The 21,273-nt window shown below is 71.9% G+C and carries 18 protein-coding genes and 1 pseudogene; 2 read left to right on the top strand and 17 right to left on the bottom strand.

Annotated features, from left to right (window positions below):
- Positions 1–104: 104 nt before the first annotated feature.
- From C7M71_RS28350 to C7M71_RS28330, 5 genes are all read right to left on the bottom strand, one after another.
- Positions 105–1,127, bottom strand: a complete 1,023-nt coding sequence (locus tag C7M71_RS28350; RefSeq protein WP_111491221.1) for an SCO0930 family lipoprotein — start codon at positions 1,125–1,127, stop codon at positions 105–107.
- Between the two features lie 135 nt (positions 1,128–1,262).
- Positions 1,263–1,784, bottom strand: a complete 522-nt coding sequence (locus tag C7M71_RS28345) for a GNAT family N-acetyltransferase (protein ID WP_111491220.1) — start codon at positions 1,782–1,784, stop codon at positions 1,263–1,265.
- Between the two features lie 94 nt (positions 1,785–1,878).
- On the bottom strand, positions 1,879–3,663 hold the full coding sequence (gene aspS, locus C7M71_RS28340; RefSeq protein WP_111491219.1) for an aspartate--tRNA ligase: 1,785 nt from the start codon (positions 3,661–3,663) through the stop codon (positions 1,879–1,881).
- Positions 3,660–4,922 (bottom strand): histidine--tRNA ligase, encoded by a 1,263-nt coding sequence (hisS, locus tag C7M71_RS28335; RefSeq protein ID WP_111491218.1) that lies wholly within the window; start codon positions 4,920–4,922, stop codon positions 3,660–3,662. The genes aspS and hisS overlap by 4 nt, the downstream gene beginning before the upstream one ends.
- 11 nt (positions 4,923–4,933) lie before the next feature.
- Entirely contained in the window at positions 4,934–5,644 is a 711-nt protein-coding gene (locus C7M71_RS28330) for an MBL fold metallo-hydrolase (protein ID WP_111491217.1), read from the bottom strand.
- Positions 5,645–5,907: 263 nt separating this feature from the next.
- Between C7M71_RS28330 and C7M71_RS28325 the strand changes: the two genes are divergently transcribed.
- On the top strand, positions 5,908–6,753 hold the full coding sequence (locus tag C7M71_RS28325) for a peptidylprolyl isomerase (protein ID WP_111491216.1): 846 nt from the start codon (positions 5,908–5,910) through the stop codon (positions 6,751–6,753).
- A 240-nt stretch (positions 6,754–6,993) separates the two neighbouring features.
- A complete protein-coding gene (locus C7M71_RS28320; RefSeq protein WP_111491215.1) occupies positions 6,994–8,223 on the top strand; it encodes a DUF349 domain-containing protein in 1,230 nt (409 codons plus the stop codon).
- A gap of 138 nt (positions 8,224–8,361) precedes the next feature.
- On the opposite strand, the gene C7M71_RS28315 is transcribed toward C7M71_RS28320, so the two are convergent.
- The 12 genes and pseudogenes from C7M71_RS28315 to C7M71_RS28260 form a co-directional block, all read right to left on the bottom strand.
- Positions 8,362–10,851, bottom strand: coding sequence for a RelA/SpoT family protein (locus tag C7M71_RS28315; protein ID WP_194104084.1), 2,490 nt, complete (start codon positions 10,849–10,851; stop codon positions 8,362–8,364).
- Positions 10,852–11,046: 195 nt separating this feature from the next.
- Positions 11,047–11,613, bottom strand: coding sequence for an adenine phosphoribosyltransferase (locus C7M71_RS28310; RefSeq protein WP_229758975.1), 567 nt, complete (start codon positions 11,611–11,613; stop codon positions 11,047–11,049).
- Positions 11,614–11,668: 55 nt separating this feature from the next.
- Positions 11,669–12,808 carry a protein translocase subunit SecF gene (gene secF, locus C7M71_RS28305; protein WP_111491213.1) on the bottom strand — a complete coding sequence of 380 codons (1,140 nt, stop codon included), beginning with the start codon at positions 12,806–12,808 and terminating at the stop codon, positions 11,669–11,671.
- Positions 12,808–14,631, bottom strand: coding sequence for a protein translocase subunit SecD (gene secD, locus C7M71_RS28300; RefSeq protein WP_229758974.1), 1,824 nt, complete (start codon positions 14,629–14,631; stop codon positions 12,808–12,810). The genes secF and secD overlap by 1 nt, the downstream gene beginning before the upstream one ends.
- Before the next feature lie 148 nt (positions 14,632–14,779).
- The gene (locus C7M71_RS28295; RefSeq protein ID WP_111491224.1) at positions 14,780–15,220 is read right to left on the bottom strand and encodes a preprotein translocase subunit YajC; all 441 of its coding nucleotides are present in this window, start codon (positions 15,218–15,220) and stop codon (positions 14,780–14,782) included.
- Positions 15,221–15,432: 212 nt separating this feature from the next.
- Positions 15,433–16,554, bottom strand: coding sequence for a Holliday junction branch migration DNA helicase RuvB (gene ruvB, locus C7M71_RS28290; RefSeq protein WP_111491211.1), 1,122 nt, complete (start codon positions 16,552–16,554; stop codon positions 15,433–15,435).
- A 38-nt stretch (positions 16,555–16,592) separates the two neighbouring features.
- A complete protein-coding gene (gene ruvA, locus C7M71_RS28285; protein ID WP_111491210.1) occupies positions 16,593–17,201 on the bottom strand; it encodes a Holliday junction branch migration protein RuvA in 609 nt (202 codons plus the stop codon).
- A gap of 126 nt (positions 17,202–17,327) precedes the next feature.
- Positions 17,328–17,888: pseudogene (ruvC, locus tag C7M71_RS28280) on the bottom strand (crossover junction endodeoxyribonuclease RuvC); the annotation flags it as partial.
- Positions 17,889–18,027: 139 nt separating this feature from the next.
- Positions 18,028–18,783 (bottom strand): YebC/PmpR family DNA-binding transcriptional regulator, encoded by a 756-nt coding sequence (locus C7M71_RS28275; protein WP_111492023.1) that lies wholly within the window; start codon positions 18,781–18,783, stop codon positions 18,028–18,030.
- Positions 18,784–18,869: 86 nt separating this feature from the next.
- Entirely contained in the window at positions 18,870–19,499 is a 630-nt protein-coding gene (gene pdxT, locus C7M71_RS28270) for a pyridoxal 5'-phosphate synthase glutaminase subunit PdxT (protein ID WP_111492024.1), read from the bottom strand.
- A 112-nt stretch (positions 19,500–19,611) separates the two neighbouring features.
- A complete protein-coding gene (gene pdxS / locus C7M71_RS28265; RefSeq protein ID WP_111492025.1) occupies positions 19,612–20,541 on the bottom strand; it encodes a pyridoxal 5'-phosphate synthase lyase subunit PdxS in 930 nt (309 codons plus the stop codon).
- A gap of 151 nt (positions 20,542–20,692) precedes the next feature.
- Complete coding sequence (locus tag C7M71_RS28260; protein WP_111492026.1) at positions 20,693–21,238, bottom strand: LemA family protein; 546 nt, start codon at positions 21,236–21,238, stop codon at positions 20,693–20,695.
- Positions 21,239–21,273: the final 35 nt, after the last annotated feature.

The raw sequence follows: 21,273 nt of genomic DNA, 5'->3' as shown, positions 1-21,273 counted from the left end.
CGGCGCACGGACTCGGTGTCCGTGCGCCGCCCTCCCCTTCCCCGCGCCGGCGGGCCGCTGCCACGCGCTGCCGGTACCCCTGCGGGTCTCTGTCGCCCTCCGGGCTACTTGGCGAGCTTGCCGCCCGGTGTGACGGCGAACCAGGTGCCGCCCACGCCCTGGCCGGATGCCTGGCCGGGCTTGGTGTCCTTGCTGTAGTTGTAGAGCGGCCAGCAGTTGATGGCGAGCTGGTAGGTGCCGTCGGGCCGCTTGATGTTGGTGATCAGCTTCTTGTCGACGCCCAGCGCCTTGGCGGCCTGCTCCTGCTGCTGGAGGTTGAGCGGCTTGGCCGGCGGCCAGACCTCGGTGCACTGGCCGACGCAGGAGATCTTCATGGGCCAGGCGACGTCCTTGGTGAAGCGGTAGAGCACCATGCCCTTGCCGTCCACAAGGATCTTGCCGAGCTGCGGGTCGTCGACGCTGGAGAGCGCGAGCGACTCCTTGCCGGTGCTGCTGCCGCTGTCCTCGCCGCTGCTGCTGCCACTGCCGCTGCCGCTGCCGCCGGCTGCGGGGGCCTCCGGGGCCGCTGCGGCCTGGCCGGCCTTCTTGCCGTTGGGCTGGACGGCCCACCAGACCTGGTTGACGCCCTGGCCGTTGGTCTGGCCGGGCGCCGAGTCGGCCGCGTACAGGTACATCGGCCAGCCCGCCACGGTGAGCTGCTTGGAGCCGTCGTCCCGGGTGACCTCGCCCAGCAGGCTGGGGTCGGGGACCTGGGCGGCGTCCTTGGCGGAGGCGGGCACCGGCGGCCACGCCTGGGCGCAGGCGTCGTTGCAGTTGGACTTGGCCGGCTTGGCGGTGTCCTTGTCGAACCGGTACATGGTGCGGCCCTGGTCGTCGACCAGGATCTCACCGAGCTTGGCGTCATCGGTGGTGCCGACTCCGGCCGACGAGTCGGACGCGGCCTGGGCGGCCTGCGAGGGGGACCCGGCCGCGTCGCCGTAGGCGCCGCCGCCGTAGGCGTCGCCTGCGGCGGCCGCGGGCTGCACCGTGGTGGTTCCGGCAGACTGCTGCGAAGATCCGCAGGCGCCTGCAAGCAGGACCACAGCCGCAGCCCCCACAGCGGCTCCCGCCCTTGTCGCCTTCTTCATCTGCGCACTCCTCGATCCGGTCCGCTGCGGCGCGTTTGCGCCGCCGTCGAGGAGGATTACGGGCCCGGGCGGGCTACGGTTCAACGCCGGGCGAGAAAAATGCGCCGCAGCCGGGCGGAGGGGTTTCGCCGCAGCTCACAGCTCGTCAAAAGGCGGCGGATAGACGGCCGTTCCGCGCGGGGTGCCGTCCTGGTCGGCGAGCGGAAGCGCCTGGAAGAGGGCGTCGGGCACCTCATATGGGCCGCTGACGCCGTGTCGGGAGGCGGGGGTGAAGCCGAACCGGCCGTAGTAGCGCGGATCGCCCAGCACCACCACCAGCCGCTCCCCGGCGGCCCCGGCGGCCTCCAGGGCGGCCCGGACCAGCAGGGTGCCCACCCCTCTGCGCTGCCACTCCGGGGCGACCGCGACCGGGGCGAGGGCCAGCGCCTTGCCGTCGCCCACCGCCAGCCGGGTGAGCAGGGCATGGGCGATCACCAGGCCCCGGTGGTCGGCCGCCACCCAGGAGAGGCCGGGCAGCCAGGCCGGGTCCTTGCGCAGGGTGTCCACCAGGTCGGCCTCGGCCGGGCCGGGGAAGGCCGCCATATGCACCCGGCGCACCGCCGGGGCGTCCTCGGGCTCCTCGGGTCTTGCCCTGACCACTCCGGTGCGCTCGATCATCGCCTCTTCCCTTCGTCTGCCACACACCTGTGAACGAGCCCCGGCGGCTGCGGGATACGCAGCCGCCGGGGCCGGAAGGTCCTGCCGTCCGGGCTCAGACCTCGGACTTCTGCTCCGCCTCCGCCAGGGACTTCGGCTTGGCGTCGATCCCCGCCTCGCGGCGCTGCTGGGGGGTGATCGGGGTGGGCGCACCGGTCAGCGGGTCGCCGCCGGTCGACGTCTTCGGGAAGGCGATGACATCCCTGATCGTCTCGTAGCCGCCGAGCAGGGTGACCAGCCGGTCCAGGCCCAGCGCGATGCCACCGTGCGGCGGCGGGCCGTAGTTGAACGCCTCCAGCAGGAAGCCGAACTGCGAGGCGGCCTCCTCCTGGGAGAGGCCGATGGCCTCGAAGGCGCGCTGCTGGACGTCGCGCTGGTGGATACGGATCGAGCCGCCGCCGATCTCGGAGCCGTTGAGCACCAGGTCGTAGGCGTTGGAGAGGGCGCTCGCCGGGTCCTTGTCGAAGGTGTCCAGGGACTCGGCGGTGGGCGCGGTGAAGGGGTGGTGGATGGCGGTCCACCCGATCTGCTCGCCCTTGTCGTCCTCCACCGGCTCGAACATCGGGAAGTCGACCACCCAGAGGAACTCCCACCGGGATTCGTCGATCAGCCCGCAGCGGCGGCCGATCTCCAGGCGGGCGGCGCCCAGCAGCTCCTGGGAGGCGGTCTTCTTGCCCGCGGCGAAGAAGATGGCGTCGCCCTTGGCCGCGCCGGCGGCCTCCACCAGGCCGGCCAGGTGCTCCTCGGAGAGGTTCTTGGCCACCGGGCCGCGCAGCTCGCCGGTCTCGGCGTCGACGACCACATAGGCCAGACCCCGGGCACCCCGGGCCTTGGCCCAGTCCTGCCAGGCGTCCAGCTGCTTGCGGGTCTGCGCGGCGCCGCCGGGCATCACCACGGCGCCGACGTACGGGGCCTGGAAGACCCGGAACGCCGTACCCGCGAAGTACCCGGTGAGGTCGACCAGCTGCTGCCCGAAGCGGACGTCCGGCTTGTCCGAGCCGTAGCGGCTCATGGCGTCGGCGTAGGAGATGCGCGGCAGCGGGCGCGGGACGTCGTAGCCGTGCACCTCCTTCCAGACCCGGGCGACGACCTGCTCGCCGATGTCCAGCACGTCCTCCTGGTCGGCGAAGGACATCTCCACGTCGAGCTGGGTGAACTCCGGCTGCCGGTCGGCGCGGAAGTCCTCGTCGCGGAAGCAGCGGGCGATCTGGTAGTAGCGCTCCATGCCGGCCACCATCAGCAGCTGCTTGAAGAGCTGCGGCGACTGCGGCAGGGCGTACCAGTGGCCGGGCTGGAGGCGGACCGGGACCAGGAAGTCGCGGGCGCCCTCGGGGGTGGAGCGGGTGAGGTTGGGCGTCTCGATGTCGAGGAAGCCGTTCTCCTCCATCACCGTGCGGATCACATGGCTGACCCGGGAGCGCAGCCGCAGCGCGCGGGCCGGGCCCTCGCGGCGCAGGTCGAGGTAGCGGTACTTGAGCCGGACCTCCTCGTTGACCGTGCCCGGCTCGTACTCGGCGACCGGGAAGGGCAGCGGGGCGGCCTCGGAGAGCACCTCCAGGTCGCTGACGACGACCTCCACGGCACCGGTGGGGATGTCCGGGTTCTCGTTGCCCTCGGGGCGCACGCGGACATCGCCGACGACCTTGACGCAGTACTCGGCGCGGAGCCCGTGCACGGAGTCGAGGTCGCGGACGACGATCTGGACGGTGCCGGAGGCGTCGCGCAGATCGATGAAGGCGACGCCTCCGTGGTCGCGGCGACGGGCGACCCACCCGGCGAGGGTCACGGTGGTACCGGCGTGCTCCGATCGGAGCGTGCCCGCGTCGTGCGTGCGGATCACGAAAGCTTCTCCTTCAGGGTGGTGACGAGAGCGTCTGCGGCGACCGGGATCTGGTCGCCGCTGGTCAGGTCCTTGAGCTGGACGACGCCGTCGGCGAGGTCGCGCTCACCGGCGACCACGGCCCAGCGGGCGCCGGAGCGGTCGGCGGCCTTCATGGCGCCCTTGAGGCCCTTGCCGCCGAAGGCGATGTCGGCGGGGACACCGGCCCGGCGCAATGCGGTGACCAGGCCGAAGAGCACCTGGCGGGCCTGGTCGCCGAGCGGCACCGCGAAGACCTGGGTGCGGGCGGGGAGGTCGATCTGCACGCCCTCGGCCTTGAGGGCGAGTACGGTGCGGTCCACGCCGAGCGCCCAGCCGACCGAGGGCAGCGCGGGGCCGCCGATCATCTCGGAGAGGCCGTCGTAGCGCCCGCCGCCGCCGACGGCCGACTGCGAGCCGAGGCCGTCGTGGACGAACTCGAAGGTGGTGCGGGTGTAGTAGTCCAGGCCGCGCACCAGCCGGGGGTCGTCCACATAGTCGACGCCGGCCGCCGTCAGCAGCTCGCGCACCTGCTCGTGGTACGCCTTGCACGCCTGGCAGAGGTGGTCGCGCATCAGCGGGGCGTCGGCCAGCTGCTGCTGCACCGACTCGCGCTTGTCGTCCAGCACCCGCAGCGGGTTGAGCTCGGCGCGGCGCCGGGTGTCCTCGTCCAGGTCGAGGCCGCGCAGGAAGTCCTGGAGGGCGGCCCGGTAGACGGGGCGGCACTCGCGGTCGCCGAGGCTGTTGAGCAGCAGCCGGAAGGAGCGCAGGCCCAGCGAGCGGTAGGCGTCGACGGCGAGGATGATCAGTTCGGCGTCCAGCGCCGGGTCCTCGGCGCCGATCGCCTCGGCGCCGACCTGGGAGAACTGGCGGTAGCGGCCCGCCTGGGGGCGCTCGTAGCGGTACTGGGAGCCGGAGTACCAGACCTTGACCGGCAGCCCGCCGGCGCGGTGCAGATTGTGCTGGAGGACGGCACGCAGCACCGGCGCGGTGCCCTCGGGGCGCAGCGCGAGGTCGTCGCCGCCCTTGGTGGTGAAGGAGTACATCTCCTTGGAGACGATGTCGGTGGACTCGCCGACACCTCGGGAGAAGAGCTGCACATCCTCGAAGACCGGGGTCTCGATGTAGCCGTAGCCGGCGTCGCGCAGCGGCGCGGCGATGGCCTCGCGGACGGCGAGGAAGACCTCGGAGTCCGGCGGGATCAGGTCGTAGGTGCCCTTGGGGGCGTTGAAGGTGCTCAACTTCGCTTCCGTCACATTCCTCGTCGCGGGGCAGCGGGTGCCCCGGCGGCGGCGCCTGCCACCTGCTGGAGGTAGGGATTGGCGGCGCGCTCGCGGCCGATGCTGGTCTGGGGGCCGTGGCCGGAGAGGACGACCGTGTCGTCCGGAAGCGGCAGGCAGACGCGTGCCAGCGACTTCAGGATCTCGGTGTGGTCCCCTCCGGGCAGATCCGTGCGTCCGATGGAGCCGGCGAAGAGCAGGTCGCCCGAGAAGAGCACCGGGGGTACGTCCCCGGCGGCGGGCGTCCTGAAGGTCACCGACCCCTTGGTATGGCCGGGCGCATGGTCGACCGTGAAGGCCAGTCCGGCGAGGTCGAGCACGCTGCCGTCGGAGAGCTCCCGGACGTCGTCGGGCTCACCGACGGTGAGGGAGCCCATGATCTGCTGCCCCAGCGAGCGGCCGAGGGCCCGCTCGGGATCGGTCATCATGTAGCGGTCGTCGGGGTGTATCCAGGCGGGGACGCCACGGGCACCGCAGACCGGGACCACCGAGGCGATGTGGTCGATGTGCCCATGGGTGAGGACCACCGCGACCGGCTTGAGCCGGTGCTCGCGCACCAGTTCCTCGACGCCGTCGGCCGCCTCGTGCCCGGGGTCGACGATCACGCATTCCTCACCGGCGGCCGGTGCGACCAGGTAGCAGTTGGTGCCCCAGGCTCCGGCGGGGAATCCGGCGATGAACACGTGCGTCCTCGGCGATGGGTGAGTGGCGGCTTTTGAGGTCTCCGGGCAGCCTACCGGCGGTGAGGCGCGCTTTGCGAACCAGATAGCGGCGCGGCCGCCCCGCCGCGTCCGTTCCGGCGACCGCCGGGACCGTCACCGCCTGCTGATACCGGGCTTACGTACCGCGTCTCTACACTGGGCCGCCGGCAGGTGCGTGTCGCACCAGCACGTACCTGGGCTTTCCCGCAACGACCCCCCTGCAAGCGAACGAGGAGACTCCACCGGTGGACAGCGAGAAGCGGCGGCGGCAGCTCGCCCGCGAGAAGTTCGAGCGGCAGCAGCAGCGCCGGGTCGAGGCGCAGCAGCGCGCCCGGCGGCGGAACACGGTCATTGGCGCCGCTCTGGCGGTGGTGCTGCTCGCGGGCGGTGCGGCCTGGGCCGGGGTGGCGCTCGCCGGGGACGGCGACAAGAAGGTCGACGCGGCGGCGGCCTCCACGCCGTCGGCGGACCCGGCCGCCTCGGCCCCGCCGTCGGCGGAGCCTTCCCCCGCCAAGGCCGACCCGGCCTCGGTCAAGGGCTGCAAGGCCCCCGCGGCGGGCAAGCCGAACGGCAAGACCTGGACGAAGGAGCCGGAGCTCACCGTCGACACCAAGGCGACGTACCAGGCCGTGCTGGAGACCAACTGCGGCAAGGTGACGCTGGAGCTGGACGCCGCCAAGGCGCCGCACACGGTGAACTCGTTCGTCTTCCTGGCCGGGCAGCAGTACTTCGACCATGTGCCGTGCCACCGGCTGACCACCGACGGCATCTTCGTCCTCCAGTGCGGCGACCCCACGGGCCAGGGTTCGGGCGGCCCGGGGTACGAGATCAAGGACGAGAACCTGGAGGGGGCGACGTATCCGGCGGGCACCCTGGCGATGGCCAACGCCGGTCCCAACACCAACGGCAGCCAGTTCTTCCTGGTCTACAAGGACACCCAGCTGCCCCCCAGCTACACCCCGTTCGGCAAGGTCACCGGCGGGATGGACGTGCTGAAGAACATCGCGGCCGGCGGTGTGGTGGGCGGCGGCAGCGACGGCGCCCCGGTGGCCGGTGTGCAGATGGCGAAGGTGACGGCCGCCAAGGAGTGACCCCGGTCCGGTCCGCCGCGTGAAATGGCCTGGCCCGGATGCGGACAGCACCGGTGCCTGTCGCCTATGTTGCTGTTGTGTAGGGTGCCCTGACCCGACGGCCGTCACCCTCAGCTTCGCAAAAGCGGCACGTCGGACGGCCCGTCCAGCAGCCAGGACGGCCGTACATCAACTGTGGACGACGTCCGCGTCCCGGCGGCGGTGCGCCGCCGGGACCGGGTGTCATGTGGAGGAGGCGCTGTGACCAGCGACCCGTGGGGCCGTGTCGACGAGCAGGGGACCGTCTATGTACGGACGGCCGAAGGAGAGCGCGTCGTCGGCTCCTGGCAGGCAGGCTCCCCCGAGGAGGCGCTTGCGTACTTCGAGCGCAAGTACGAGGGTCTTGCCGTGGAGATCGGCCTCCTGGAGCGCCGGGTACGCACCACCGACCTGGCGCCGAAGGATGCGCTGACGGCGGTGGAGCATCTGCGCTCGCAGGTCGTCGAGGCCCATGCGGTGGGCGACCTTGAAGCGCTCGGGACCCGGCTGGACGCTCTGACGGCGGAGATCGAGTCCCGCCGCGAGGAGCGCAAGGTGGCCCGGGCCAAGGCCCAGGAGGAGGCCCGTACGGCCAAGGACCAGCTGGTCGCCGAGGCGGAGCAGCTGGCGGATTCCACCCAGTGGCGGGAGGCCGGGGACCGGCTGCGGGCCCTGGTGGACATCTGGAAGGGCCTGCCCCGGCTGGACCGCAAGAGCGACGACGAGTTGTGGCATCGCTTCTCGCACGCCCGCTCGGCGTTCTCCAAGCGGCGCAAGGCCCACTTCGCCACGCTGGACCAGCAGCGGGACGAGGCGCGGACGCGCAAGGAGAAGCTGGTGCAGGAGGCGGAGGCGCTCTCCGGCTCCACCGACTGGGGCGAGACTGCGGCCCGCTACCGCCAGCTGATGACGGAGTGGAAGGCCGCCGGCCGCGCTCAGCGGGAGGCGGAGGACGAGCTGTGGACCCGCTTCCGGGGGGCCCAGGACGTCTTCTTCCAGGCCCGTTCGGAGGTCTTCTCGGAGCGCGACGCCGAGCAGCGGGAGAACCAGACGCACAAGGAGGCGCTGCTGGTCGAGGCCGAGGCGCTGCTGCCGATCGCCGACCTCAAGACCGCCAAGGCGGCGTACCGGTCGATCGGCGAGCGCTGGGAGGCCATCGGCCATGTGCCGCGCGACGCCCGGCCCCGGCTGGAGGCGCGGCTGCACACCGTGGAGCGGGCGATCCGGGAGGCCGAGGAGGCCGAGTGGCAGCGCACCAACCCGGAGGCCCGGGCGCGTGCCCAGGGCATGACCGGACTGCTCCAGGCGGCGGTGGACAAGCTCCAGGGCGAGGTCGACCGGGCCCGTGCGGCCGGGAACAGCGCCAAGGCCGCCAAGCTGGAGGCCGAGCTCGCCGGGCGCCGGGAGCTGCTGGAGCAGGCGCAGAAGTCGCTGGAGGAGTTCAGCGGCTGAGGCGGGACTGACCAGGGCGGCCCGGGATCCTCACGGATCCCGGGCCGCCGGTCTGTCTCCACCGGTCTTGTCTCCGCCGGCTTGTCTGCGCCGGCCTGTCTGCGCCGGCCTGTCTGCGCCGGTCTGTCTGCGCTGCGGTCAGCGCTGCTGGCGGGCGGAGGTGACCCGGTAGACGTCATAGACGCCCTCCACGCCCCGGACCGCCTTCAGGACGTGGCCCAGGTGCTTGGGGTCGCCCATCTCGAAGGTGAAGCGGCTCATCGCCACCCGGTCGCGGGAGGTCTGCACCGCCGCCGACAGGATGTTGACGTGCTGGTCGGAGAGGACCCGGGTGACGTCGGAGAGCAGCCGGGACCGGTCCAGCGCCTCGACCTGGATGGCGACCAGGAAGACCGAGGACTGGGTGGGCGCCCACTCGACGTCGATCATGCGCTCGGGCTGCTGGGCGAGGGACTCCACATTGACGCAGTCGGCGCGGTGCACCGAGACGCCGTTGCCCCGGGTGACAAAGCCGACGATGGGGTCGCCGGGCACCGGGGTGCAGCAGCGGGAGAGCTTCACCCAGACGTCCTCGACGCCCTTGACGATCACTCCGGGGTCGCCCTTGGGGCGGCGGCGCCGGGCGTGCTCGGGCGACGGGGTGGTGATCTCGGCGATGTCCTCGGTGGCGCCCTCCTCGCCGCCGAGCGCCTGGACCAGCTTCTGCACGATGGACTGCGCCGTGACATGGCCCTCGCCGATGGCGGCGTAGAGGGAGGAGATGTCGGGGTAGCGCATCTCATGGGCCAGGGTGACCAGCGAGTCGCCGGTGAGGATGCGCTGGATGGGCAGGCCCTGCTTGCGCATCGCGCGGGCGATGGCGTCCTTGCCCTGCTCGATGGCCTCCTCGCGGCGCTCCTTGGAGAACCAGGCCCGGATCTTGTTGCGGGCGCGCGGTGACTTGACGAACCCCAGCCAGTCGCGGGACGGCCCGGCGCCGGCCGCCTTGGAGGTGAAGACCTCCACCAGGTCGCCGTTGTCCAGGGTGGACTCCAGCGGTACCAGGCGGCCGTTGACCCGGGCGCCGATACAGCGGTAGCCGACCTCGGTGTGGACGGCGAAGGCGAAGTCGACCGGGGTGGACCCGGCGGGCAGCGCGATCACATCGCCCTTGGGCGTGAAGACGAAGACCTCGTTGCTGGAGAGGTCGAACCGCAGCGACTCCAGGAACTCGCCCGGGTCCTCGGTCTCCTTCTGCCAGTCGACCAGCTGCCGCAGCCAGGCCATCTCATTGAGGTCGGCCTTGTCGGCCCGGCGGGGGGCGGCGGGCGCGTCGGTGCGCACCTTGGACGCTCCGGCGACCGCGCGCTGCTTGTACTTCCAGTGCGCCGCGATGCCGTACTCGGCGCGGCGGTGCATGTCGAAGGTGCGGATCTGCAACTCGACCGGCTTGCCGCCGGGCCCGATGACCGTCGTGTGCAGCGACTGGTACATGTTGAACTTGGGCATGGCGATGTAGTCCTTGAACCGCCCCGGCACCGGGTTCCACCGCGCATGGATGGTCCCGAGTGCCGCGTAGCAGTCACGGACGGTGTCGACCAGCACCCGGATCCCCACCAGGTCGTAGATCTCGGCGAAGTCGCGGCCCCGCACGATCATCTTCTGGTAGACGGAGTAGTAGTGCTTGGGTCGGCCGGTGACGGTCGCCTTGATCCGGGCGGCCCGCAGGTCGCCCTGGACCTGGTCGATCACGGTGGCCAGGTACTCGTCGCGCTTGGGGGCGCGCTCGGCGACCAGCCGGACGATCTCGTCGTACATCTTGGGGTAGAGGATCGCGAAGGCGAGGTCCTCCAGCTCCCACTTGATGGTGTTCATGCCCAGCCGGTGGGCCAGCGGGGCGTAGATCTCCAGGGTCTCGCGGGCCTTCTTCTCCTGCTTCTCCCGCTTGAGGTAGCGCATGGTGCGCATGTTGTGCAGGCGGTCGGCGAGCTTGATCACCAGGACCCGGGGGTCCTTGGCCATGGCGACGACCATCTTGCGGACCGTCTCGGCCTGCGCGGCCTCGCCGAACTTCACCTTGTCCAGCTTGGTGACGCCGTCCACCAGCATCGCCACGGTGTCACCGAAGTCGCGGCGCAGGGTCTCCAGGCCGTACTCGGTGTCCTCCACCGTGTCGTGCAGCAGCCCGGCCATCAGGGTCGGGGCGTCCATGCCCAGCTCGGCCAGGATGGTGGTCACGGCGAGCGGGTGGGTGATGTACGGGTCGCCGCTCTTGCGCTTCTGGCCTCGGTGCCAGCGGTCGGCGACCGTGTAGGCGCGCTCGATCTCCCGGAGGTCGGCCTTGGGGTCATTGCCGCGGACTATCCGGAAGAGCGGCTCCAGCACCGGGTTGAAGGTGCTGGTGCGCTGTCCGCCGAGGCGGGCGAGGCGGGCCCGTACGCGACCGCTGGAGGAGGAGGCGGGCTGCCGGGCCGGGCTGCCGGTGGGCGCGACGGCGCGCGAGGTACCGGAGCCCGCCGACGTGGCGGCCTCGGGCCGGTTCTCCCCGGCCGGGCGCGCGGCGGGCCGGGCGGCCGGAGCGGGGGCGTCCCCGGCGGTGGGGGCGCTGTCCTGGACAGCCGCGGCCTTGGGCACAACCTCTTCGGGCAAGGGCGCTCCTCGGGCGAGCGGATTCCTTCTCCCCGGTAACCGGAGCAGAAGGTGGAACTTCATGGTACCGATGCGGTGGAAGATCCGTTCCGCCGCATGCCCCGGAGAACGCCGGAGGACGGGCCCGGCATTCCGGACCCGCCCTCGTACGACCGGCTCTCAGACCTCGACCGGCGCTCAGACCTCGATCGGTCTTCAGACCTCGATCAGGGCCTCCAGCGGGGCGTCACCGAGATGCTCGGCGAGGCGGCTGCGGCCAGCCAGGAAGGCCAGCTCCATCAGGACCACCACGCCGGCCGGTTCGGCACCGGCCTGGCGCAGCAGGTCCAGGGCGGCGGAGACGGTGCCGCCGGTGGCCAGCACATCGTCGACCACCAGCACCCGCTCGCCCGGGGTGAAGGCGTCCTGCTGGACCTCGACCACGGCGGAGCCGTACTCCAGGTCGTAGGCCCGGCTGTGGACCGGGCCGGGCAGCTTGCCCGCCTTGCGGATCGGGACGAAGCCGACCCCGGCCGCATGGGCGGCGGGGGCGGCCAGGACGAAGCCGCGAGCCTCCAGTCCCACCACCTTGACCGCGCCCAGCGCCGCGACCCGGGCCGCGAGCGCCTCCACCAGCGCCGCGAAGGCGGCGGCGTCGGCGAGCAGCGGCGCGATGTCCTTGAACACCACGCCCGGCTGGGGGTAGTCCGGGACGTCCCGGATCCTGGAGAGCAGCAGCTCGGCCAGGGCGGCGTCGGGGATGGCCGTGTAGGCGGCGGTCAACGTGGTCCTCTTCTCGAAGGTCCGGAAGCTCCGGGCGGCCAGGAAGGCCCTGGGGTCAGTGGCGCTTGCCGGACGGGCGGCCCTTGCCTCGGCCCCGTCCGACCGGCTGGTTCCGCTGACCGACGATACCCGCCGGTACGGCGTCCTCGTCCGCCCCCTCCTGGTCGTCGTCCTGCTCCGCGGCGTCAGCCGACGCCGACGACGGGTTCTCGGCGGCGGCCCGGGCCTCGGCTGCGCGGCGCTGCGCCACCCGCTTGGCCAGGGCCTTCATCTCCGGCTGCTCCTCCTTGAGCTGCGCCAGCAGCGGGGTGGCGAGGCAGATCGAGGAGTAGGCACCGGCCGCGAGGCCGACGAAGAGCGCCAGCGAGATGTCGTTGAGCGTGCCGGCGCCCAGGATGCCGCCGCCGATGAAGAGCAGCGCGGCGACCGGGAGCAGCGCCAGGACCGTGGTGTTGATGGAGCGGACCAGGGTCTGGTTGAGGCCGTGGTTGGCGGCCTCGCTGTAGGTGCGCCGGTTCTGCTTGGCCAGGCCCCGGGTGTTCTCCTTCACGGTGTCGAAGACGACGACCGTGTCGTAGAGCGAGTAGCCGAGGATGGTCAGGAAGCCGATCACGGTACCGGGGGTGACCTCGAAGCCGACCAGGGCGTACACGCCGATGGTGATCAGCAGGTCGTGGATCAGCGCGACCAGCGCCGCGATGGCCATCCGCCACTCGAAGGCGACCGCCAGATAGGCGGTCACCAGGATCATGAAGATCACCAGGCCGGTGAGGGCCTGCTTGGAGATCTCCTTGCCCCAGCTGGGGCCGATCTGGTCGGCGTTGATGGTGTCGGCGGCGACGCCCAGGTCCTTGGAGAGTTCCTTGGTGACCTCGGTGGTGCTCTTGGTCTCGTCCTTGCTGACCTGGACCGTGATCTTGCCGTTGCCCACCGACTGCACGATGGGGGTGGAGTGCTCCGCCACCTTGTCGGCGGCCGTCTGCACCTGGGAGATGGTCAGGCCGGGCTTGGTCACGGTGTACACCGAGCCACCGGTGAACTCGATGCCCAGCTTGAGCCCGTTGACGCTGAGGCCCAGGACGGCCGCGATCACGATCAGCGCGGAGATGCCCCACCACAGCTTGCGGCGGCCCACGAAGTCAAAGCTGATCTCGCCCTGGTAGAGGCGATGGCCGATACTGCCGAGCTTGGACATCAGGCCTCCTTGGCGACGCTGGCGCGGGCGGGACGGCGGCGTCCACCACGGATGGGCGGGCGGGCACCGAGCCGCTTGGGGTCGAGACCGGACCACGGGTGGCCGCCGCCGAAGAACTTGGTGCGGGCCAGCAGGGTGATCAGCGGCTTGGTGAAGAGGAAGATCACCACGATGTCGAGCAGCGTGGTCAGGCCCAGCGTGAAGGCGAAGCCCTGCACCTTGCCGACCGAGACCACATACAGCACGGCGGCGGCCAGGAAGGAGACGAAGTCCGACACCAGGATGGTGCGCCGGGCACGCGGCCAGGCACGCTGCACGGCGGTGCGCAGCTGGCTGCCCTCGCGGACCTCGTCGCGGATGCGCTCGAAGTACACGATGAAGGAGTCCGCTGTGATGCCGATGGCGACGATGGCGCCGCAGACGGCGGGCAGGTTGAGGGCGAAGCCGATGCCCGCGCCCAGCAGGCACATGATCGAGTAGGTCAGGCCGGCGGAGACGAGCAGACCGGCGATGCTGACCAGGCCGAGGCCCCGGTAGTAGATCAGCGAGTAGAGGACCACCAGGGCGAGGCCGATGGCGCCCGCGACCAGGCCGGCGTGCAGCTGCTCACCGCCGAGCTGCGGGGAGACGGTGCTGACGGACTGGGTGGTGAAGTCCAGCGGGAGGGCGCCGTAGCTGAGGACGTTGGCGAGGTCCTCGGCCTCCTTCTGGGTGAAGCTGCCGGTGATCTCGGCGGTGTTGCCGGGGATGGGGCTCTCCACCCGGGGGGCGGACACGTTCTGACCGTCGAGGACGATCGCGAACTGGTTCTCCGGCTGCTGCTTGGCGGAGAGCGTGGTGGTGGTGGCGGTGAACGCCTTGGCACCGGTGCCGTCGAACTTCAGCTGGACGATCCACATGGAGCGCTGGGTGTCGAAGACCGCGCTGGCGTCCTTGACGTTCTGGCCGTTGACCGCGACCGGGCCGAGCACGTACTTCTCGTAGGTGCCGTCCGGCTGTGCCTTCTCGTCGCAGGCGACGGCGTTGGCGGAGTCGGAGGTCTGGTAGTTGCGGCTGCGCTGCTCCTGGTTGGTGCAGTCCAGCGCGGCGAACTGCTTCTCCATGTCGGCCGGCACGGTGCCGCCGGTGGTCACCGAGGTGGGCGACTTGGCGGGGGCGGCGGCCGGCTGCGAGGCGGAGGGCTGCGGGGAGGCGCTGCCCTGCGCCGAGGCGGACGGCGACGCGGTGGAACCGGCCTGGAGGGCCTGGCTCACCGCGCGCCCGGCGGTGGAGCCGCTCGGGGAGGGGGTGGCCGAGGAATCGCCGGTGCCCGACGCTTTGGCCGAGGACCCGGCGGACGGCTTGGCGGAGGCCCCGGCGGAGGGCGAGCCGCTGCCCGACGGCGTGGGGGACGCGCTGGGCTTCACCAATCCGGCCGGGATGGAGACGCCGGTGGCCAGGACGGGGCGGAAGTACAGCTTGGCCGTGGTGCCGATCTGCGCGACCGCGTCCTGGGTGTCTCCCTTGCCGTCACCCCGGGGGATGTTGACGATGATGTTCTTGCTGCCCTGGATCTGCGTCTCGGCCTCGGACACACCCATGCCGTTGACCCGCTTCAGCATGATTGCCTCGGCGGTGGTCATATTGGCCTGGTTGATGGCCTTCGGGTCCTTCGACGAGGCGGTCAGCGTGACGCTGGTACCGCCGGCGAGATCGATGCCCAGCCGAGGGGTGCGGTGCCCCGTCGCAAACATGAGACCGATCAGCGCGACCGTGACGACCAGGATGAACGCCAGTGCGCGTCCTGGTTGTCCGTCGCGAGGACGCGACTTGGGTGTTGCCACCTTCTCGTTTCTCCCTGTCCATGCGGCCCTGCGCCGGGCCGCCTCGGGCCGCCGTGCGGCCTGCGGGGCGGCGGGCACGGCGGCCCACTAGTCCTGACGACCGGACGGCGGAGGTGCCGTCCGGCCGGCGAAGCACGCCTGGCGGGCCTTACTTGGCCGCCGGACCCTCGTCCTTCACACCTTCGGAGACCTTCTCGCCCGCAGTCGTGGAGGTGTCGACCTCGGACGCGGCGGCCTCGGAGGTCTCGGCCTCGGGCTTGCTGAGGTCCAGGGACTTGGGTGCGGCCTCGGCCTCGGCCTCCACCACACCGTCCTCCTCGACGAAGGGCGGGACCTCGTCGTCGGACGCCGGGACGCCGTTGACGATCGCCTCGTACTCCTCCGGCTCCAGCACGGCAGCGATGGCGCTCTTGGTGAAGTGAAGGAAGATGCCGGGGGCAGCTTCGAGTTCGACGGTGTCGTCGTTGACGGACTTCACCAGGGCGTACATGCCTCCGATGGTGCGCACGCCGGAGCCGGGCCCCATGTTGTTGCGCATCTCGAGGGCCTGCTGCTGCTTCTTCTTGGCGTTGCGGGTCATGATGAACATGACGCCGACCAGGAGAAGCAGGGGGAGAAGGGTGGTAAGCACGGCTTGACAGGTCCTTTGCGGGGCCGCGGGGCGACCGGTGTGGTAGGAGGTCTGGCCGCCCTTGGGTGGGGCGGCTCGGCGGAGTCTAGGGCGACCCGCCTTGGTCGGACAACGTCAAGCATTGCATCCGGGTTCCGGAAGTGGCGAGTCCCTGGCCGTGTGCAGTGGTCTCACCCCTCTGCCGGGGGACCCCCGGGCAACCCGAAAAGGTCCTGCTGGGCCGGGAGCGGCGGCCGTGGGCCGGGTGGCGCGGCCGGCGGTGTCAGCCCCAGATGCTGCCAGGCGGCGGCGGTGGCGATCCGGCCCCGGGGCGTACGGGCCAGCAGCCCTTCGCGCACCAGGAACGGCTCGGCGACCTCCTCCACCGTCTCGCTCTCCTCCCCCACCGCGACGGCCAGCGTGGACAGGCCCACCGGACCGCCGCCGAAGAGCCGGAGCAGCACGTCGAGCACCGCCCGGTCGAGGCGGTCCAGGCCACGGCCGTCCACCTCGTAGACGTCCAGCGCCTGGGCGGCGATCTCCGGGGTGATCCGGCCGTCATGCTTGACCTGGGCGTAGTCGCGGACCCGGCGCAGCAGCCGGTTGGCGATGCGCGGGGTGCCCCGGGACCGGCCGGCGATCTCGGCGGCGCCGGCGGGGTCGATGTCCAGGTCGAGCAGCCGGGCGGAGCGGTGCAGGACGCGCTCCAGCTCGGCGGGGGCGTAGAACTCCATATGGCCGGTGAAGCCGAAGCGGTCGCGCAGCGGGGGCGGCAGCAGACCGGCCCGGGTGGTGGCGCCGACCAGGGTGAACGGCGGCAGCTCCAGCGGGATCGCGGTGGCGCCGGGGCCCTTGCCGACGATCACGTCGACCCGGAAGTCCTCCATCGCCATGTAGAGCATCTCCTCGGCGGGGCGCGACATCCGGTGGATCTCGTCCAGGAAGAGCACCTCGCCCTCGGTGAGCGAGGAGAGGATGGCGGCCAGGTCGCCGGCGTGCTGGATCGCGGGGCCGGAGGTGATCCGGATGGGGGCGTTCATCTCCGCCGCGATGATCATGGAGAGGGTGGTCTTGCCCAGCCCGGGAGGGCCGCTGAGCAGCACATGGTCGGGGGTGGCGCCGCGCTGCCGGGCGGCCTGGAGGACCAGGGAGAGCTGCTCGCGGACCCGCTCCTGGCCGATGAACTCGGCCAGGTCCTTCGGCCGCAGCGCCGCCTCCACGGCCCGGTCCTCACCGTCGGCGGCCGCGGTGACCAGGCGGTCGCCGCCGGGGCCGAGGCCGGGGGCGGAGGGGTCGGGGTCGTACGGGGTCATGGGGGCGCTCTCCGGGAGAGGGGGGCGGGCGGTTTGGTTCAGCGGGTGCGGTTGAGAGTGCGCAGGGCGGCGCGGAGCAGCAGGGCGATGTCGGGCTTCTGCTGGGCCTCGGCCTCGGGGGTGACCGCGGTGACGGCGTCCTCGGCCTCGCGTGGGGCGTAGCCGAGGCCGACCAGCGCGGAGTGCAGCTGGTCGCGCCAGGGGGCGGGGCCGGTGGCGGGGCCCTGCGCCGGTACGGCGCCGACCGGGGCGCCGAGCCGGTCCTTGAGCTCCAGCAGCAGCTTCTGGGCACCCCGCTTGCCGATGCCGGGGACGGCGGTGAGCGCCTTCTCGTCGCCCTGGGCGATGGCGAGGCGCAGCGCATCGGGGCTGTGCACGGCGAGCATGGCCTGGGCGAGGCGGGGGCCGACGCCGCTGGCGGTCTGGAGGAGTTCGAAGGTCTGCCGCTCGTCGTCGTCGGCGAAGCCGTAGAGGGTGAGGGAGTCCTCGCGGACGACCAGGGAGGTGGCGAGCCGGGACTGCTCGCCGACGCGCAGCCCGGCGATGGTGTTCGGCGTGCACTGGAGGGCGAGGCCCACCCCGCCGACCTCGATGACGGCGGTGCCCGGAGCGACGGCGGCGACCGGGCCGCTGACGAAGGCGATCACAGACGGTTCTCCTCGGGCGTGGCAGACCGGGCCTCGGCGGTGCGGGTCTCGGCGGTGCCGGGTGCGGATGTGCCGGGTGCGGATGTGCGGAGGGTGTCGGCGGGGGGCTCGGCAGCGCGGGGGCGGCGGGTGCGGGCGTGCGGGGGCGGCGGCGCGGGGTGGGATGCGGGCCGGGCGGGCGGCCCGGGCCAGGGCGGTGGCGATCCGGTCGCTGGCGGAGCCCCGCCAGATGTGGCAGATGGCGAGGGCCAGGGCGTCGGCGGCGTCGGCGGGCTTCGGCGGTGCGTCCAGCCGCAGCAGGCGGGTGACCATGGCGCCGACCTGGGCCTTGTCGGCGCGGCCACTGCCGGTGACCGCCGCCTTGACCTCGCTGGGGGTGTGCAGGGCGACCGGCAGTCCGCGCCGGGTGGCGCAGAGCATGGCGACCGCACTGGCCTGCGCGGTGCCCATCACGGTACGGACGTTGTGCTGGGAGAAGACCCGCTCGATGGCGACCAGGTCGGGCCGGTGGGCGTCCAGCCACTCCTCCAGGCCCTGCTCGATCTGGAGCAGCCGATGGCCGATCTCCGCATCGGCCGGGGTGCGGACCACGCCGACACCGGCCATCCGCAGCGGACGGCCCGGTTCGCCGTCGACCACGCCGACGCCGCACCTGGTCAGTCCGGGGTCCACACCCAGTACCCGCACGCGGTTGCCGCCTCTCGTTCGATGATCCGTCCGAGGTCCGAGGCTATCGGGAGGGTCGGACAGCGCGGCGCCGCGCCCCGCCGGGAACGCGCCGGCCCGGCGGCCCATGGAGGGCTGCCGGGCCGGGGGCGGTACCGGATCAGGCGTCGATCTCGGCCATGACCTCGTCGGTGACGTCGAAGTTGGCGAAGACGTTCTGCACGTCGTCGCTGTCCTCCAGCGCGTCGATCAGCTTGAAGATCTTCCTGGCGCCCTCGGCGTCCAGCGGCACCTGGACGCTGGGCACGAAGTTGGCGTCGGCCGAGTCGTAGTCGACGCCGGCCTGCTGGAGGGCGGTACGGACGGCGACCAGGTCGGACGCCTCGCTGACCACCTCGAATGCCTCGCCGAGGTCATTGACCTCCTCGGCGCCGGCCTCCAGGACCGCGTCGAGCACATCGTCCTCGGCGAGCTCGCCCACCTTGGGGACGATGATCACGCCCTTGCGGGCGAACATGTACGACACCGAGCCGGGGTCGGCCATCGAGCCGCCGTTGCGGGTCATGGCGACCCGCACATCGGAGGCGGCGCGGTTGCGGTTGTCGGTAAGGCACTCGATGAGCACCGCGACGCCGTTGGGCCCATAGCCCTCGTACATGATGGTCATGTAGTCGGCACCGCCGGCCTCGGCACCGGAGCCGCGCTTGACGGCGCGGTCGATGTTGTCGTTCGGTACCGAGCTCTTCTTCGCCTTCTGGATGGCGTCGTAGAGGGTGGGGTTGCCGTCCGGGTCGCCACCGCCGGTGCGGGCCGCCACCTCGATGTTCTTGATCAGCTTCGCGAAGAGTTTGCCCCGCTTGGCGTCGATCACGGCCTTCTTGTGCTTGGTGGTGGCCCATTTGGAGTGGCCGGACATCGCCTGGCTCCTTACAACGTCATCCAACGGAAATGAACAGGGGAGATCCTACCGAGACCCGGCGCCCCCGCCGGAACCGGCGGACTTCAGCGCGCGGCGGCTCGCACCAGGTCGACGAATGAGGCGTGCACCCGGTGGTCTCCGGTGAGCTCCGGGTGGAAGGAGGTGGCCAGCAGGTTCCCCTGCCGGACGGCGACTATGCGCCCGGCGGCGGGGCCGGAGGCAAGCTCGGCGAGCACCTCGACACCGGCGCCGACCGACTCCACCCAGGGGGCGCGGATGAAGACGCCGTGCAGCGGGCCGCCCTCCAGACCGGTGGCCCAGCCGCCGTGCAGGGCGACCGTGGACTCGAAGGACTCGTTCTGCCGGCCGAAGGCGTTGCGGCGCACGGTCATGTCGATGCCGCCGACCGACTGCTGGTCGTCACGGCCGTCCAGGACCTTGTCGGCCAGCATGATCATGCCCGCGCAGGACCCGTACACCGGCATCCCCTCGGCGACCCTGGCCCGCAGCGGCTCCATCAGCCCGAAGGCGAGCGCCAGATTGGACATGGTGGTGGACTCGCCGCCGGGGATCACCAGGCCGTCGACCTCGGCCAGCTCCTCGGGGCGGCGGACCGGGCGGGCGAGCGCATCGGCCTCGGCGAGCGCCACGGCGTGCTCGCGGACATCGCCCTGGAGGGCGAGGACACCGATGACGGGAGTGCTGGTGGACACGGGCTTCCTCTTCGGGACAGGGGACGGGAGAGGCGTCGGAACGCGGACGGTCCACCGCGCCGGGCGGACCCGGTGCGGCGGACCGCTGCGGGAGCGAGCCTTGGGTCGGGGACTACCAGCCGCGGTTGGCGTAGCGCTCGGACTCGGGCAGGGTGTCGCAGTTGATGCCGACCATGGCCTCGCCCAGGCCACGGGAGACCTTGGCGATGACATCCGGGTCGTCATAGAAGGTGGTGGCCTTGACCACGGCGGCGGCGCGCTTGGCCGGGTCGCCGGACTTGAAGATGCCGGAGCCGACGAAGACGCCCTCGGCGCCGAGCTGCATCATCAGCGCGGCGTCGGCGGGGGTGGCCACACCGCCGGCGCTGAAGAGCACCACGGGCAGCTTGCCCAGCTGGGCGACCTCCTTGACCAGCTCGTACGGGGCCTGGAGGTTCTTGGCGGCGACGAAGAGCTCGGTGTCGTCCAGGGTGGAGAGGCGGCGGATGTCGCCACGGATCTGCCGCATGTGGCGGACGGCCTCCACGACATTGCCGGTGCCGGCCTCGCCCTTGGAGCGGATCATGGCCGCGCCCTCGGCGATCCGGCGCAGGGCCTCGCCCAGGTTGGTGGCGCCGCAGACGAAGGGGGTGGTGAACGCCCACTTGTCGCTGTGGTTCAGCTCGTCGGCAGGGGTGAGCACCTCGGACTCGTCGATGTAGTCGACGCCGAGCGCCTGGAGGACCTGGGCCTCCACGAAGTGGCCGATGCGGGACTTGGCCATCACCGGGATGGAGACAGCGTTGATGATGCCGTCGATCATGTCGGGGTCGGACATCCGGGCGACGCCGCCGTCCTTGCGGATGTCGGCGGGGACGCGCTCCAGGGCCATGACGGCCACGGCACCGGCGTCCTCGGCGATCTTCGCCTGCTCGGGCGTGACGACATCCATGATCACGCCGCCCTTGAGCTGCTCGGCCATGCCGCGCTTGACGCGGGCCGTGCCGACCTGGGGCTGGTCGCCTTCGCCGTGGGAGAGGGTGGCGGGAGTGCTGGTGGACACGGAAAGACCTCACTGGGAGACGAATCGGTGCGACAGGGCCCATCGTAGGCCCGGCGTGACCCTAACCGATGTGCCACCAGGGCCAGCTTTCGGCCTCCGTTGCGACACTGCGGAGTGGAGCCACCACCCTCAGCCGCCCTCGGACGACCGCCTAGTGCCGCGCCCCCTCGGGGGTGAGCACCGCCGGCGGCTCGTCGTCCATCTCGAAGGCCATCGGGAACGGCGCATGCCCCGCCAGCCGCAGATAGCGCACGATCCGGTGGGTGCGCACCGCCCGCGCCGCCCGCACCGCGTCATTGTGGAAGCGCCGGGCCATCGGCACCCGCCGGGCGGCGGCGGTGAGGTCGCGCAGCGCCTCCTCGCCGCCCGGGGCCGCACGCAGCGCGGTCGCCTGCTCCGGCTCGGCGAAGACCGCCCGCAGCGCCTGGCTCAGCTCGCTCTCCGCCATCTCGCGGTGGTCCTCGTCCGCCTGCCGGGCGGCGTGCGACGCCTGGTAGAGCACGATCGAGGCGGCCGGGTCCAGCAGGGTCGAGGTGGCCAGCTCCTGGGAGACCGAGGCCCGCCGCAGCAGCTGCGCGTCCAGGGCCGCCCGGGCGGCGTCGATCCGGGCGTGCAGCCGGTCCAGCCGGCCGGCCGTCCAGCTGAGGTAGAGCCCGATGGCGACGACGGCGACGGCGGCCCAGATCCAAGTACTCACGGCCGATCAGGCTACCCGCCGCCCGGCCGTGGGAT

Origin of the sequence: Peterkaempfera bronchialis (assembly GCF_003258605.2) — a bacterium.
Classification (GTDB): domain Bacteria; phylum Actinomycetota; class Actinomycetes; order Streptomycetales; family Streptomycetaceae; genus Peterkaempfera; species Peterkaempfera bronchialis.
The sequence above is the reverse complement of the archived record's forward strand: the minus strand, read 5'-3'. Positions and strand labels throughout refer to the sequence as shown.